This window comes from Vibrio sp. 1402, assembly GCF_033340275.1.
The window spans coordinates 335,309-350,782 of record NZ_JAWOWE010000005.1 but is presented as its reverse complement, the minus strand read 5'-3'; the positions used below and the strand labels follow the sequence as shown (position 1 = coordinate 350,782).

11 protein-coding genes are annotated in these 15,474 nt (G+C 49.8%); 5 read left to right on the top strand and 6 right to left on the bottom strand.

Annotated elements, in window-relative coordinates:
• Nucleotides 1-149 precede the first annotated feature (149 nt).
• Nucleotides 150-596 carry a DUF302 domain-containing protein gene (locus tag R7044_RS12565; RefSeq protein WP_042772558.1) on the top strand — a complete coding sequence of 149 codons (447 nt, stop codon included), beginning with the start codon at nucleotides 150-152 and terminating at the stop codon, nucleotides 594-596.
• Between the two features lie 95 nt (nucleotides 597-691).
• On the opposite strand, the gene ptsG is transcribed toward R7044_RS12565, so the two are convergent.
• On the bottom strand, nucleotides 692-2,134 hold the full coding sequence (ptsG, locus tag R7044_RS12560; protein WP_017447155.1) for a glucose-specific PTS transporter subunit IIBC: 1,443 nt from the start codon (nucleotides 2,132-2,134) through the stop codon (nucleotides 692-694).
• A gap of 265 nt (nucleotides 2,135-2,399) precedes the next feature.
• Here ptsG and R7044_RS12555 point away from each other — a divergent pair, with 265 nt between their 5' ends.
• From R7044_RS12555 to R7044_RS12545, 3 genes are read left to right on the top strand one after another with little or no spacing between them, the layout of a single operon-like run.
• Nucleotides 2,400-3,107 carry a response regulator gene (locus R7044_RS12555; protein WP_005383484.1) on the top strand — a complete coding sequence of 236 codons (708 nt, stop codon included), beginning with the start codon at nucleotides 2,400-2,402 and terminating at the stop codon, nucleotides 3,105-3,107.
• Complete coding sequence (locus R7044_RS12550; RefSeq protein ID WP_206970564.1) at nucleotides 3,097-4,527, top strand: ATP-binding protein; 1,431 nt, start codon at nucleotides 3,097-3,099, stop codon at nucleotides 4,525-4,527. Before R7044_RS12555 ends, R7044_RS12550 begins: the two co-directional genes overlap by 11 nt.
• Before the next feature lie 2 nt (nucleotides 4,528-4,529).
• Nucleotides 4,530-5,774, top strand: coding sequence for an ABC transporter substrate-binding protein (locus R7044_RS12545; protein WP_206970565.1), 1,245 nt, complete (start codon nucleotides 4,530-4,532; stop codon nucleotides 5,772-5,774).
• A gap of 73 nt (nucleotides 5,775-5,847) precedes the next feature.
• Here the strand turns inward: R7044_RS12545 and R7044_RS12540 are convergent, their stop codons facing one another.
• The 5 genes from R7044_RS12540 to R7044_RS12520 are packed head-to-tail and all read right to left on the bottom strand — an operon-like array spanning nucleotide 5,848 to nucleotide 13,096.
• Nucleotides 5,848-7,050 carry a type III PLP-dependent enzyme gene (locus R7044_RS12540; protein ID WP_206970566.1) on the bottom strand — a complete coding sequence of 401 codons (1,203 nt, stop codon included), beginning with the start codon at nucleotides 7,048-7,050 and terminating at the stop codon, nucleotides 5,848-5,850.
• Nucleotides 7,043-8,872 carry an IucA/IucC family protein gene (locus tag R7044_RS12535; protein WP_206970567.1) on the bottom strand — a complete coding sequence of 610 codons (1,830 nt, stop codon included), beginning with the start codon at nucleotides 8,870-8,872 and terminating at the stop codon, nucleotides 7,043-7,045. Before R7044_RS12535 ends, R7044_RS12540 begins: the two co-directional genes overlap by 8 nt.
• Complete coding sequence (locus tag R7044_RS12530; protein ID WP_005374702.1) at nucleotides 8,844-10,049, bottom strand: MFS transporter; 1,206 nt, start codon at nucleotides 10,047-10,049, stop codon at nucleotides 8,844-8,846. Before R7044_RS12530 ends, R7044_RS12535 begins: the two co-directional genes overlap by 29 nt.
• Nucleotides 10,050-10,055: 6 nt before the next feature.
• Nucleotides 10,056-11,888 carry an IucA/IucC family protein gene (locus tag R7044_RS12525; protein ID WP_225455612.1) on the bottom strand — a complete coding sequence of 611 codons (1,833 nt, stop codon included), beginning with the start codon at nucleotides 11,886-11,888 and terminating at the stop codon, nucleotides 10,056-10,058.
• Entirely contained in the window at nucleotides 11,885-13,096 is a 1,212-nt protein-coding gene (locus R7044_RS12520; RefSeq protein ID WP_054575389.1) for an ATP-grasp domain-containing protein, read from the bottom strand. Before R7044_RS12520 ends, R7044_RS12525 begins: the two co-directional genes overlap by 4 nt.
• 250 nt (nucleotides 13,097-13,346) lie before the next feature.
• Here R7044_RS12520 and R7044_RS12515 point away from each other — a divergent pair, with 250 nt between their 5' ends.
• Nucleotides 13,347-15,383 (top strand): TonB-dependent receptor, encoded by a 2,037-nt coding sequence (locus tag R7044_RS12515; protein WP_225455611.1) that lies wholly within the window; start codon nucleotides 13,347-13,349, stop codon nucleotides 15,381-15,383.
• The last annotated feature ends 91 nt before the right edge of the window (nucleotides 15,384-15,474 follow it).

The window sequence follows — 15,474 nt, the reverse complement described above, 5'->3', positions numbered from 1 at the left end:
ATTAATCTGAATCAATTAATCCGTGTTACACGGTCGACTCTTGAGTGGGTAGAGTGCAATTCGCGATAGCGGAATCTGACTTCTATAGTTTTCCTACACTTGGTTTTTCTATATCTAGTTTTCGACTCAGAGAGAGGAAGGGACGACAAATGAAAAAAGTAATCATCGGGTTGGTCGTGGCGTTGACGTCATTGAGTGCGTTGGCTGGTGAGGGTGTGGTAACCGTTGCGAGCACGCATTCAGCAAAAGATACGGCGGATAAATTTGTCGCTATCGCGCAAGAAAAAGGGTTGAACGTCTTTGCGCGCATTAACCATCAAGAGAATGCCACGAAAGTCGATATGACGTTGCGACCAACCGAAGTTATCGTGTTTGGGAACCCTAAAGTGGGCACGCCACTGATGATCTGTGCGCAGGAGGTGGCGCTCGATTTACCCCAAAAAGTGTTGGTGTATGAAGATGCTGAAGGCAAAACGTGGTTAGCTTACAACGATCCGATGTATTTAAAACAGCGCCATCATATTGAAGGCTGCGACGAGGTATTGAACAAAATCAACGGCGTGCTGGGCAATTTAACCAACGCGGCGGCGAAGTAGGGCTGGTTATTGGCTTCGCTTTTTTTACTCCGAAAACGAAAAAGCCAACCTCACAAGGAGGTTGGCAAATCTTACCTAGATTGGGGGAGGTAAGATCAGGAGGTGGCGAGTACGCTGTGCACTTCTGACTTAATTGAGTCAGACTGCGTGCCGAAAATCGCTTGTAAACTGTCGCCAATCACTAACACATCTCGCGCGCCAAGTGCTTTTAGCTTAGCAACATCAACGTTAGCGATGTCTTTCACCGAGACACGTAGACGAGTGATACACGCATCGACTGACTTGATGTTGGCTTTGCCGCCCAATGCTGCTACTACATCCACCGCAATTTCATCAGGTTGTCCGGCAATCTTCACTTCTGCAATGTCGGTTTCACGACCTGGCGTTTTCAGATCCAACTTCACAATTAGGAAGCGGAACAAGCCATAGTACAGCGTCGCCCAGATTGGACCGATGATGATGAACATCCACGCATTGCTCGACATTGGGTAGTAAAGGAAGAACTGGATCGCGCCGTGCGCAAAGTCAGTACTGTGTTTGATTTCCAAAAATGCGGTGATCGCAAATGCAATACCAGTTAGGAAAATATGGATCACGTACAGCACTGGCGCGACGAATAGGAAGGTAAATTCGATTGGCTCTGTGATACCGGTTAACCAAGAGGTCAACGCCGCAGACATCATCAAACCGCCGACGATTTTCTTACGCTCAGGAGACGCGCAGTGGTAAATCGCCAGTGCCGCTGCTGGTAGCGCCCACATGGAGTACATAAAGCCACCAGACAGATAACCTGCGGTTTTATCGCCCGCGAAGAAGCGAGTGAGCTCACCGGTAAACTCTTTGCCGGTTTCTGGGTCTACGTAGCTGCCGACTTCAAAGAAGAACGGCGCATTCCAGATGTGGTGCAAACCAACCGGGAGTAGTGAACGTTCGCCCGCGCCGTATACCGCCCACGCGAGTACAGGGTTTTGGTATGCTGCCCAATGAGAGAATGCATCAAGAAGTTGTCCGACAGGTGGCCATGCAAACGCGAGAATCGCACCAACGACGATCGCCGATAAACCGGTCACAATGGGCACAAATCGCTTACCCGCGAAGAAGCCCAAATATTCCGGCAGTTTGATGTTGTAGAAGCGGTTGTACATGATTGCCGCGACCGCACCGATAAAGATGCCGCCAAACACCCCGGTTTGCAGCGTCTCAACGCCCATGATGGTGGCGTCAGTTTCTAAGCCACGCAAGCCTGTCACGATACCGAGCGATGCGTTCATAATAATTAGGCCAACTAAGCCTGCGAGCGCCGCGGCACCGTCATTGCCTTTTGATAACCCGAGCGCTACACCGACCGCAAACATCAACTGCATGTTGCCGAACACGCCCTCACCGGCGGCGAGCATCACTTTGTTGACCGCGTCTGGAATAAACGCAAAGCCCGCGTTACCAATACCCAGCATCAAGCCGGCCACTGGTAACACCGCCACAGGCAGCATCAACGACCGCCCTATTTTTTGTAGTTGTCCAAATATACTTGCAAACATGGTTTCCTCCTGACGAATGCCAGTGTTGTAGGACCTGATTCCTTCAGGTCATGTTGTTTCACGTAAAGTCAGGATGATCATAGCGAGCAAGGCGGCGCCTAAGGTTACAAAAGGCAATCAGTTTGTAAGTGGCCGCTTACAAATCTCTTACACCGAGAAGTGAAAATTGTAATCGGCTCGATTGTGCATGGGCGTTTAAGAATGCATCATATTGGCCAGCGCCAAACTCAGGGGCAGGCACAGGGACGGACACAGGGAAAGTAGGATGGAAAACAAGCAGATACTGGTCGTCGATGACAACCTCGACCTTCGCGAAGCGTTGTCGGATTACCTTGGTCGCGCTGGGTTTGAAGTGCTTTGCGCGGAAAACGGCGGCGTGATGTGGCAACTGCTCAACGATCACCATCCTGATTTGATCATCCTCGATATTATGATGCCCGGTGAAGACGGCTTTACCCTGTGCCAGAAACTGCGCAAAAACTCCGATATCCCGATCATCATGCTGACCGCCGTCACTGAAGAAGCCGACCGAGTCGCAGGGCTAGAAATGGGCGCCGATGACTACATCACCAAATCATTCAGCCCGCGAGAACTGCTCGCGCGCATCAAAACGATTTTGAGACGCAGCCAATCGACCGCCAATAGCAAACTGACGCGTAAAGTGCGTTTTGACGATTGGTTATTAGATACCGTAACCCGGCAACTGACCCACGTTGCTAGCCGCGAGGTTAAGCAACTGAGTGGCGCGGATTTGTCGCTGCTCGGTTTGTTCGTCAACCACGCGCAATCAATATTGTCTCGCGATGACATTGCGCGCGAGATCTGGGGACGCGATGCCGACCCGTTTGAACGCGGCATTGACGTGCAGATCAGCCGCTTGCGTCATCACCTTGAAGATAAAGACCGTTCGCTGATCCTAACGGTGCGCAACAAAGGCTACATGCTGACCACGGATGTACATTATGAGAATTAAACGCTGGACGGGATCACTGGTCGTTCGTACCAGTGTGTTCCTGTTGCTGGTGATCATTTTGGCGCAGGTATTATCCGGGATTATCTGGTATCAACACGCCAGCGAACGCGACAAAGAAGGCCTGACCACCACAGTCAAAAGCTTAGCACTGAGTGCTTCTTCTACCATCGCCTTCTTTCAAACCCTCCCTTCGGAATATCGCCACTTGGTGCTCAATCAACTACGCAACATGGGGGGTACGCGCTTTTTCGTCTCACTCAACAATCACCAGATTGACGTCGACCCACTGCCAGAGAGTGAGCGCAAAACGTTGGTCATCAACCAAGTTCGCGAGGTATTAGAAAGCGAGCTGAGCGGCATTCCTAATATCGAGGTGGAGTTCACCCAGCGCGACAAACTCAAAGTGTTCAACAACGAGCTACCTATCGACGAACTGCCGTTATTGTGGGCGCATTATTCGCTTTCGTTTGGTGACCTCAATCCGCCTATTCTGGTGATGCAGGTCGAAGTCGCACAGAACGAATGGTTTTATCTCGCGGCGGTGCTACCCGCGCCTTACATCAACCTAGAGACTAACTATTTTGAGCTGCGCCAATGGCTCACGCTATTACTGTCCGCGCTAATGCTGTTGCTGTGTACCTGGTTTATCGTTCGTAAAGAAATTCAACCCATTCGAGAGCTGGCAAAAGCCGCAACCCTGATGTCGAGCCGATTAGACGTGCCCGAAGTCTCTGAGCGCGGCAGTAACGAACTGAAAGCGGCGGTACGTGCGTTTAACAAAATGAACCGACGCATCGACAGCCACATTAAAGACCGCGAGATGCTGTTCAGTGCCATTTCACACGATCTGAAAACGCCGATTGCTTGCCTAAAACTACGGGCGGAAATGCTGGATGACGAAGCCGACCGAGAACGCTTTATCCGCCTGAGTAACGACCTAGATTTGATGGTCAAAGGCGCATTGCAATGCATTAAAGAGACCGATATCCACGAGGAAATCGAGCCGATCAATTTCACCCAACTGATTCAGCACATTTCCGCCAATATCGCCGATGCGCCGGACACAATTCGCATCCACGGTGAAATCCGCACCCACTTTGCTGGTAAACCGTTAGCGATTAAGCGCTGCATTCAGAATCTGGTCGATAACGCGCTCAAATACGGCCATCAAGCGGACATTACGCTGAGTGAAAGCCCAGAGTCGATCCAGATTGAAATTGAAGATCACGGTGATGGTGTTGACGATTTATTACTTGAAAAGCTCTGCCAGCCATACTTCCGCGCTAGCAACGATAAAGAAGGCAGTGGGCTGGGGTTAACCATTTCACAGAGCATTGCAAAGGCTCATGGTGGCAACTTGTTGCTGAGCCATTCTCAGTTTGGCGGCCTCTGCGCCACACTGACTTTCCCGAGAGACTGACTATGAACAAACTGGCATTCTTGTTCCCACTGTTGCTCGCCCCTTGCGTCGCTCGCGCTGAGTCGCCACAAGGGGTAGAGTTTTTACATTGGTGGACTTCTGACGGCGAGCAGCAAGCGCTGCAAACACTTAAAGCTCAGCTAAAACGGCACGATATTGAGCTGCTGCAAAGCCCGGTGTTAGGCGGTGGTGGCGACAGCGCGATGACGGTACTGCAAGCTCGCGCGCTGGCGGGCAATCCACCGAGCTTCGCGCAAATCGAAGGGCCAAGTATTAAAGCGTGGGATGCCATCGGTATTTTGCACAACGTCAACGCGGTAGCGGATGAGCAGCGCTGGGACGAGGTGCTCTACCCGCTGTCTATCGAAATCAATAAAACACAAAACGGCTATATCGCCCTGCCACTTACGCTGCACCGTTTGAACTGGTTGTGGGTCAACCACAAGCTGCTTAAACAACTGAATCTGTCCGCGCCGAACAACTGGCAAGAGATGTTCGCCGCCATGGAGCTTGCTAAGCAAAATGGCATCGTGCCGATCGCGGTCGGCGAGCAGCCGTGGCAAGTCGCCCAACTTTTCGAGAACTTAGTGATCTCCACAGGCGGTGTTGAGTTCTACACCAATGCGATGGTTAAACTTGAGCGAGACAGCATCGACAGCGAAACTCTGCGCCAAGCGCTGGCGCAATTTCGCCGCCTGAGTTTGTTGATCGACAACCAATTACCTGACAGTAAGTGGGATACGGCGACCCAAGCGCTAGCCGACGGTCATGCGCTGTTTCAAATCGGTGGAGATTGGATTTTGGGTGAGCTGCTCGCCAATCAAGTCTCAGTTCCGCAAGAGATCGGCTGTTACCCAACGCCGGACAGCGATGGTGTATTCCTCTACAACATGGACAGCTTGGTGTTTATGTCGAGCAAGTCGTTTTCTGCCGAGGCGGCTCTGCAAACCGCAAGCGCGCTGGCAGACGTCGAGTTTCAAGCCAAGTTCAATAAGGTAAAAGGTTCGATTCCGGTACGCACCGATATTGACATCAGCGATTTTAATCCGTGTCAGGTCCAGTCATATCAAGACTTTCACTACGGCGTTAAACACAACCTCGCTGTGCCGAGTATGATTGATTCGATGGCGGTCAATCCGGTTGCTCAGCAAGCGATAAACTCGGAAATCTTCCGTTTTTACCGTAATCCCAAGATGGAACCCGACGAGCTGATAAAACGCATTATTGCTATTTCGCAAAGCGGTTAATGGCAATGAATTTGTGCCGAGTGGAATAAAAAAGCCCCAATGATTGGGGCTTGAATGAAGCGAAGTATGCCGTTTAAAAATAGTGGAAGATCGGCGGTTCATGCATCAAGAAGTTTTGATGGGAGATGTTCCACGCATACGCGCCCGCTAAGGTAAACACAACGTAATCACCAATATCGACGTGGGCGACGTGTTGATTGCGTGCCAGCACATCTTTGGGCGTACAAAGCTGGCCGACAAAGGTCGCTTGTGCATGCTGAATTGGATGAGAAACCTCATGGTGTTGCTCGCTTTTCAGGATGACGAATGGATGATCATGGCTCTGTGCCGCTGGCGTGCGGAAGTGGTGAGTTCCCCCGTGCGCGATGACAAAGTTTTCGCCAAGATTTTGCTTAATATCCAGTACTTCCATCACGTAATAACCGCATGCCGCCGTGATGAAACGTCCGCATTCAAAACGCAGTGTCCAATCTTGCACTTGCTCTTTAGCGATGAGGAATTCCAACTTGTCGCAAAACTCCATCCACGGAAAGTGTTGCTCAGGGTTTTGGTAGTTGATGCCCATGCCGCCGCCCAAGTTGATCATCAGCTCACCGAGTTCGAACTCCTGCTGCCACGCCTTCACGACTTGGAAATAGCGCTGCATTAACGCTAAGTGGCGTTCAACATCAAGCTGATGCGACATCAAGTGAAAATGGAAGCCTTTGAGTGACACTTGCGGGAAATCGCGCAGCAACATCAAAGCATTGCTCAGTTCGGACTCGTCCAAGCCAAACGGAGTCGGCTTGCCGCCCATTGCCAACTTGCTGAGCGTGATGTCGCCAATATCGATGTTCATACGCAAAAAGATCGAAGCAGGGCGGTTGAGGCGCTCGGTTAGCGCACCAATGCGTTGCAGCTCAGTGAGGCTTTCGACGTGAATCGCATCGACATCAAGTTCAATCGCTTGTTGCAATTCACTTGGCATTTTTCCTGGGCCACCGAAGATCAATGGTTTATCGAGTTGTTGCTGGTGGAGGTGTGCCAACTCCCCGCCAGATGCCGCTTCAAAACCATCGACATACGGCGCGAGCGTTTTGAGAATCGGGCCCGATGGATTGGCTTTAGCTGCGTAAAATAGCTCGACATTTTTCGGCAAAACGTGACGCAGTTGTTTGATGTGTTCTTCTAAGGCGCTTAGGTCATACACGTACGCGCACAAGGGTTGACTTTGCTGCTGTGCGAGCGTGTGAACTTGTTGGCAAACGCGTGTCGGTAGAGAGAGTGAATTAGACATGTTGCGATCCTTTTTCGTGTTGCTGCCAAGGCGCGGCGACTTGGGTATAGCCCGACTCCTTATCGGCTTTTTGCATCAAACGCGTGGTGAAATTATTTTTGCTTGGGAAGTGACCGCCATTTAGCAACGTTTCTAGTTCCGGTTGTTTTCCATTCACTGATTGCCAATGCACAATGGCACTTTGCACCGCATTCCACAGCGTTTGCTCTAGTGGCTCATCACCTTCTGCGATGAAGAAAATCGCTTCGCTGATGTTGTTGATAAAGGTGCAGTATCCGATGCGATTCCAGCCTTGTTCGCGACTGTAGTAAACCGATTGTCGCGCGCGTTCAGACAAATCAGTTAATGTTTCTGCTGGCCAGAACTCTGGCAGTAATTTAGTGCCTTCCAAATCACGAATCCAAACACAACACGGCATCTCTTGCTCAAAGCCAATCAAGGTGTTTTGCAAATGCGGCTCAAACGCCACCCCGTGTTTGAAGTAGTAATTAAACACGCCCGGAATTAGGCAATGCAAATAGCGCTCAAACCACAGTGTCGCGATGTCGGAATAGCGATTTTGCGTAGTACGCGCTTTGTTTTTAAGGCGTTGAGCAATGCAACTGTTGCCGTTTTTGTCGTAAGCAAACAGAGCGCCAGCGAGGGTTGGTTTTAAGATATCGACTTCGCTCAGCGAGAAATTTTCGCGATACAAAATCCCAAACGATTCGCGCGCTTTGGTGTTGGCGTCCCAATTACGCTCAGCGACACTTTCTAGATTCAATGTGGTGGCGTAAGGCTCTGTCATCACTTTAAATACGGGGTTGTGCAGCTGTTCGTTTTCTCGAATTGGTTTGAGAATCGACGTGAGCTGCACGGCGCTGTCGAGTTCGTACCACGCGTTTTTTCGCACGCAATTGGTTAATCGTACGTTGATGGAGAATTTCGCAAACCAATCCATATCTGGGTGGTAGAGGGTACGAACTGAAGAGGTCGGCTGCATCTTTTCACCACCTAAACCCAGTGGCGTGATCTTGCCTTGTTCAATGGCACGCTTCACGCTTGGGTTGCTCAAAATGGTGTAGCTTTCCCAAGGATGGCAAGGGTAGAGGGTCTTCCCATTGCTGGTGGTGTGTTGTGGCGCGAGCTGTTGTAGCATGCGTTGCGCAGGGTTAGCTTCTCCGTCGGAACTCAGCACATCAAGTAACGATGTATCCACTTCAAACCAGTACAACGGGACTTGCGCGCCGACTTCTGGAGAAAACGCCAAGAGATCATCCATGGTGACGCCCGAACGACTTTTCGGGGTCGGATGGAAAGTATGCCCCCAAATCAGAGACTGTTCCGAAGCGATAAACTCGTTGTGATGCGATTTGGGCGCGACGTTGAGAAACTGCTCGGTAACCAGCACGCTATTTTCCAGTTGTTCGATCAGCTCATGGTTGAACGGGATCGCCAACACCTGCTTGAGATAGTTAAGCAAAAGCGTAAGAGTTTGCGTGGCATCCAATTTCGCCCAACCAGATCCCGGCATTTTCGCCCACGGCAGTTCTGCCAATTTGATTTTGCCCAGTTTGCTCGCGTAGTGAATCGGCAAAACCAGCACGCCATTTTGTTGAGAAAGATGAACGGCTACCCGCTGCTTGGCGGAATAGTTGCGTTTTAACGTTTGGGGTAGCGATGTCGATTGGTAGTGCCATTCCACTTGTTGATTCGGTAGCGCAAATTCACGTAAGTAACAATTAAGAACACCCATTATCGTGTTGAGTTGGGCTTTCTCACGGTTGAGCTGCACCTCATGTGCGCGCAACTCGCTAGTCTGAGAGGATTGAGTTTGTAACATGTTGATTTCCAAATTTTGAGTGGAGAACCAGCGCGATCAAGGTGATTACGCTGACTATCGCAGAAAGTAGGAAAGGAACCTCAAGTAGCCCCAAGCTAGAAATGAAAGAAGCGCAAAATCCCGCTGCCACGCCACCCCATTTGGACATGGCATCAAAGCGAGAAAATACTTTGCCACTGAGTTTGCGATCCAGATTGCTCGCAAGATGCTGATGCAATCCGTGATAACAACACACCATCGCGATGCCGAAGATAATTCTCGCAGCAATGAGTGCGGTTTCGGACGCAATCAAATGCAAGGCAGAGCTCACGGCAAGCAATGCAAACCCAAGCCACAACGTGCGCAGCGGTTGATGGCGATTCAACCCATCTGACAACACGTGAATTTTTCCTGCCAGCAACAGATAGACGCCATGCGGCAGTGCGTACAAAAAACCGATCCATGCGTGGTTAGTGATGCCATATTGCTGTACAAACGGCGAGAAGTAAGGAAAGGTCACCACCATAGAAAACGCAAACCCGAATTGAGCAAAGAAGATCCAACGAATGGCATGCATTGCGTTTTTCTGTGCAACCGGTTTTTCTTGCTGAGGTTCTGAGTTTGGCTTTTCGAGGTTTTGGTCGGCGGGTTTATCCGCTGGCAGTGTTAGCGTGATGCCCATAGCAATTAAAGGCAAAACGCATAACCACAGGTACGCGTTGAGCGGGTTGGTCTCTGACAAGCTCCAGCCGAGCCCAATGGGCGCAACGATCAGCGCCAAGCGAGCAGATAGTTGGGTTTTATTGAGTGACTTGCCGAGTGTTTTGGCTTCTTTAATTTGACTAGATAAGTAGCTGTTCGAGGCGGCCATGGTGCCGCCAAAGGTTCCTTGAACAATAAGACCAAACACAAACATGGCGAGGTTGTCTGCCAAGCCGCACAGCGCAAACCCTGCTGCAAGGCCAAGTTGCGCACGCAAGAGTGAGAGGCGGCGACCGTAGCGATCGGCAAAGTTGCCCCAAAATCGCGCCGCCAACGCAGTACAAAACGTAGGTAGGATAAACAATACCCCTGCCCAGTCCGCATCAATGCTTGCGCCTAACGTTGGCAACACGACGGGTAGAAATAGCGGCATACCTAACGCGGCAAACGCAGCGATAAAGTGGCACAACAACACACTGTAGATGAGTTTGGTCATAATCGTTTAACGTACGCTTTTTTTGATGGCTTCTAAGTAGGCGCGTTGCGCTTCTTCGTTAGAAAGCAGCAAGAAGTTCGGAGCCGACAAACCATAGAACTTATTGATGTCACTCGCGCCGGAGGCTTCTTTCGAGAGCAAACTGCCAGAGCTCAACAAGTACTTGGCGTACAAATCAGGCGCCTCTTGCAGTAACTCGCGTGCCAGTTTTGTCTCTAACCCTTCGCCTTCTAATCGGTTGAGTTGCTCTGCAATGCTTTTGGCCACGATGGCGTAAAGCGATGCTGAAGAGGCAATGCCCTTCGCTGCCATAGATTCTACAATCGCTGCGATATCCAGTTGCAGTGTGATGGTGGTAAACATCTGACCGAGCGCCAATTCATTGTCGACTTTGATGCGTTGGTCGAGCAGTTCATCGCAATCCACTGGAATTGTTCCTGCGCCGTGTTTTTGGGCTGCATGCTCTGTTGCAAAGTGGAAGCGCTCTGGCCAAATTCGCGCCGCGTCGTTGTCTTTCATCGCGAGCGTCATTTTGCCCTGTTGATCAAATGCAATGATGGCGTTTTGCTGGTTGGACTCCAATGCGATGCCATAACGAAGCCACAAGGTGAGGTGCACTTGGCATAATAGATCGACGTAATCTTGGAACCACGCCAGCGTATCTTGTTGATAGTAATGTTCTGCCAAATGTTCTAAGAACAAGCGGTCGTCAGGCATTGGGCTTGCTAGTGCTGCAACCGGAACTAACGCTTTGTCTTCGCAATGAGTAAGTGGGTACTCACGTACGATGTACGCGAAGGTTTTATCCTCGCCGATGTGTCCACCGTGTTTTTCGTTGCAATGGAACAAGCGACTGTTTAAATCGGCGTCCGTTTGTTCAAGGTGGCTGAGTAGGCGTTCAAACCAGTGGCCGTCATACAGTGTTGAAGGCTTGATTAAGCGAATATTTCTCGTGCCTAGCGATCGCATGATCAGCGGAACCTTGATGTGAATGTGCGGTGCCTCGTTGACGACCACAGTACGAACGGAAAGCGTCGGCGTCACGTCTAGATACGTTAAAGGCGCTTCTATCACACCTTCGGGTAAGGCTTCTAAAGAGCGAAGGGTGAGCGGATGCGCAGGGAACAGTACGTGGCTCAGTGCAAAATCAGCAGGAAGCCCCACTTGCTCCATCGTCGGCCAGCAATCAGGTTGTTCGCTGGTTAATGTCACCAGTGATTTTTCAATCGCAATCCAATGCAGAGCAAAGCTTTGTGCGAACTCGGGCGCGTACTTAGCAAGGTCTTCATCGCTCAGACCAAACTTCGCACGCGCAGTTGGATAGTACGGGTGGTCAAGGTAAGAAGCGATCTGGTCGGCAAGCAGCAGTTTTTGATGCCAAGAGCCAAGCTTGGATATTGGTTGAGAAATGTGGTCGGTGTGGTGACGAAACGCTTGGTCACACAGTGCTTTGTGTTTCTCTGCACATTCCAGTTCTTGAAGATACCCCGCCAACAATTCGTGAGAGCTCTCATGCGCCAGTGTCGTTAGTAGCGCAATCCACTCTTGATAATGCTGCTGATGCTCGACTTGGCCATTTTTCTCCACCCACCAACCTAGCGGCGCTTCGCCATTGGCTTGGCCGTAGCACCAATGCTGCATGTAATACGTTGGCACAACAGGTAAATAGAGCGTGAAATCCTGATTATCAAAGGTCAGCCAGACTTGCTCGCTTTGAGGAACAATTACCCCTTTGGGTGCGGCGCTACTGAACTTGGCCTTCGATAAAATGCCAAACATGTCTTCGCGCAGGCAAGTATCGATCAATCGTTGGGTTAGGTATAAAGCGTTGTGATTCATGCTGCCACCTCGCGAGTCGGAGCTAGATTGAAATTGCTAAGCGCGTTCTGCAGCGCTTGGTCGAGGTTTCGTCCTGATGGTGAGACAATCGAAATTCGGGCGAGATAATCCTTGTTGGAATAACTCTGTTGGAAGAGTTCTCCCGCGGTTTTTAGTACCTGTTGCTGGGTGATGACATCGCCATCGTGTTGGATGAAGGAGGTCGAATCTCCATCAATCACACCACTGTGCTCCGCAACCACATAGTGCACGTGCGCTGACCCATGAATTTGGTAATCGCCGGCCAATCTTCGGCCCAAATGCAGACCCAAAATTGTGCTAAACCAACCGAAGTGAGCGAGATTGTTGAGCAAGAATTCGCGGCCATCTCCAATACTGCGGTAGTTAATTTCCACCAGAACCGGGCCATTTTCCGTAATGATAAATTCGCTGTGGCAAACTCCAAAACCAACGCCGAACGCTTTAAGTTGAGCCAAGCAAGCTTCTCGGTGAGCAATGCCGTTTGGTCCGTTCCAGTCTGCGGCGGTTTCGATAAAGTAAGGCGGCTCAGAGAGCGACACATCAAAACCGCCCACGGCGATAAGTTGGTTACCGTCTCCTAAAGTTTCGAGCGTAACCAACGGTCCTTGAAGAAACTGCTCCACCAGAATGGCGGCGTTTGGGTGCTTTTGCCAAAACGCCTCGCAGTAAGCATCGAGCTCGCTTTGGGAGTCACAGCGCTGTACATCTAAACTTGCCACGCCTTCTTTGGGTTTTGCTACGACAGGGAAGGCCATGCCTAATGCCACATTCGAATGGCGATGCAGCAAACAGCTTTGTGTGTTGGGTAAGGATTTTTCATTTAACACTTGTCGAGTTAAGTGTTTGTTTTTGGCCTTTAACGTGACAGACCAATCTTTGGATGGGAGGCCAAAAAATTGCGCGCAGATGGCGGTGGAAGTTTGTAAGTGATCACTATTGCTGAAAATAGCGTCTGGCTTTAATTCATGCTCCGTGATGGTTTCGATGAGTTCTAATGGGTTGAAGACATCACATTCTAGAATGGTATCCGGATTAAAGTGACTATCATGACTCGCCAACTCTAAATGGCTGAGCTTATGGTCGGTGATAAGAACGACGTGAAGGTCCATCGCTTTAGCTGCAGGCACAAAGCCGTGAGTGACTGCATCGTTAACGACATGACTTACGATAATCATCGTAGATTTCATGAGCTTTCCTAATTTTCTAACATTTTCTTCTAACGTTGATAAAGTCGCTCACGGTCGTCTTCCAATGTGCCTCTCTCGAGACGGAGGGCAGAAGTTTTAGTATTTATTGTTATGATATTTGGTTTTTTTTGTTGTTAGTTGTGTTTTTAGGGTAAATAAATATAGAGCATAAAATTAATATTGCAAATAGAAATAATATTTGTTCTTATTTCCATCCGTTGGCTTTATAACAACTAAACGGAATTATGGAATGAATAAATTATTGACCCTGACCCCCTTGGCGGTCGCGATTGGTTCTTCATTAGTAGCACCAAGCGCAGTGGCTTCAGAAGAGACGAACTCAACCCCATCAGCAACTGAAACGATTCAAGTCTTCGGTCATCAGTACGAAGGTTATGCTGAACACATGCCTCAATCAGGCACCAAAACCGATGTGGAATGGCTTGATGTGCCACAAGCGGTATCCGTAGTAACGAAAACAGAAATGCAAGACCGAGGCGCGGTGCGTTTAGTGGATGCGCTAGATGGGGTAGCCGGGGTCAATAACACCTTGGGCGAAGGCAGCCGCGATCAGTTCATGATCCGTGGTTTTGATTCACTCAACGATATGTACCGTGATGGCTTGCGAGATGACGGTACGTTGCAGTCTTACCGTAGCTTAGCGAACGTTGAACGCGTTGAAATTGTGAAAGGCCCTGCGGGATCTTTGTATGGCCGTGGTTCGGCTGGGGGCATCATCAACTTGGTGACGAAACGCGCTAACGGTGAGAATTTTACTCACGTAAACGGTAGTGTAGGCAGCAACAACCAGTATGTTGGTCAGGTCGACAGCTCAATGGCGTTTACAGATAAGGTCAACGGGCGTATTAACTTGGAATACCGTCAAGCCGACTCGTACGTTGATCATGTTGATTCAAACGATTTCTTCATTGCACCGACCATTCGTGTGTTACCAGCGGAAGGTCACACCATTGATATTGACGTGGAATACGCCCATCAAGAACTAGTGCCGTATCGTGGTGTGCCATCAAAAAATGGCAAGCCAGTTGATTTGCCAGTAAGCACTTACTTTGGCGGCACAAACGACTATCAGGAGTCAGACAGTCTCCGTATTGCGGTGGATTACGAATGGCGTCTGAATGATCAATGGGTATGGAACAACCGAGCGGCGTTCAACCATATCGAACTTGAGCAAAAAGGCACGCGTCAGGGCAAAGTGACGGGTAATGAAGTGTCTCAAACCGTTAACAACTTTGGTTACGATCCACGTACTACGACCACTTTACAATCTGAGTTGGTTTGGGAAACCAGGGACAATCAATTGATGGTGGGTGCAGATTTCAACCAGATCGATATCGACCTAACGTTGGCAAGTGACAAAACGCTTCCTCCGCAAAATATCTACGACCCAGTCGTTGGTCCAACGCCTGATCCGGGCTTTAAGCCATTTCGTGACAATACCACCACCACGACAGGTTTGTATGTGCAAGACGTCTATACGTGGGGTGACCTTTCTTTGATCGGTAACGTGCGTTACGACTCGATGGAACTCGAACAACAAAAAGCGGGCTCAGATAAGGAAAAATTGGATGATGACAAAGTCAGCTACCGTGCTGGTTTGGTATACCGCATCAATTCCGACACATCCGTATACGCCAGTTTAGCGCGCTCTTGGCAGTTACCGTACGCTGGTATCTACATCAATCCAAAATTGGCGGAATTCTTCCACACCGACTTAAAAGAGGTGGGTGCGAAAGCGTACCTTTTGGATAACGCATTAATGTTGAATGCGGCACTGTTCCAGATTGATCAAGAGCAACCACAAACTAACGTGGACGGCGATGTGATCGATAAAATTGAAGTGCGTCACCAAGGCATTGAATTAGAGGCTCGCGGCCAAATCACCAAACAGTGGGACATCTCTGTTGGTTACAGCTACTTAGATGCGGAAGACAAAGCCACAGGCAAAAAGCCTAACGATGTATCAGACCACTTGTTCTCTCTTTGGAGCACTTACCAATTGGATGACAACTGGCGTTTAGGCGGTGGGGTGAAGTACGTGGGCGACCGTTACGCAGGTAACGACGAAGCCGTCGCACTTGGCGATTACACAACGGTGGATATGATGGCGGCGTACACCACTGGTCGTCACAAAATCCAAGCGAACGCTTACAACATTTTGGATGAGAAATACATTCTTGGCGCAACAAACGGCACGTCTGGCTTAAACCAGATTGGCTACGGCGCACCAGCCGAGTTCATGCTCAGCTACGGATATCAGTTCTAGGTTTTTTGTGCGTAGTTAGCGCCTGTTAGCCGATTTTTTCCTCATATTGAGGATGTTTAGCCCCGAGAGCCTACGGGATGTATTCTGCCCG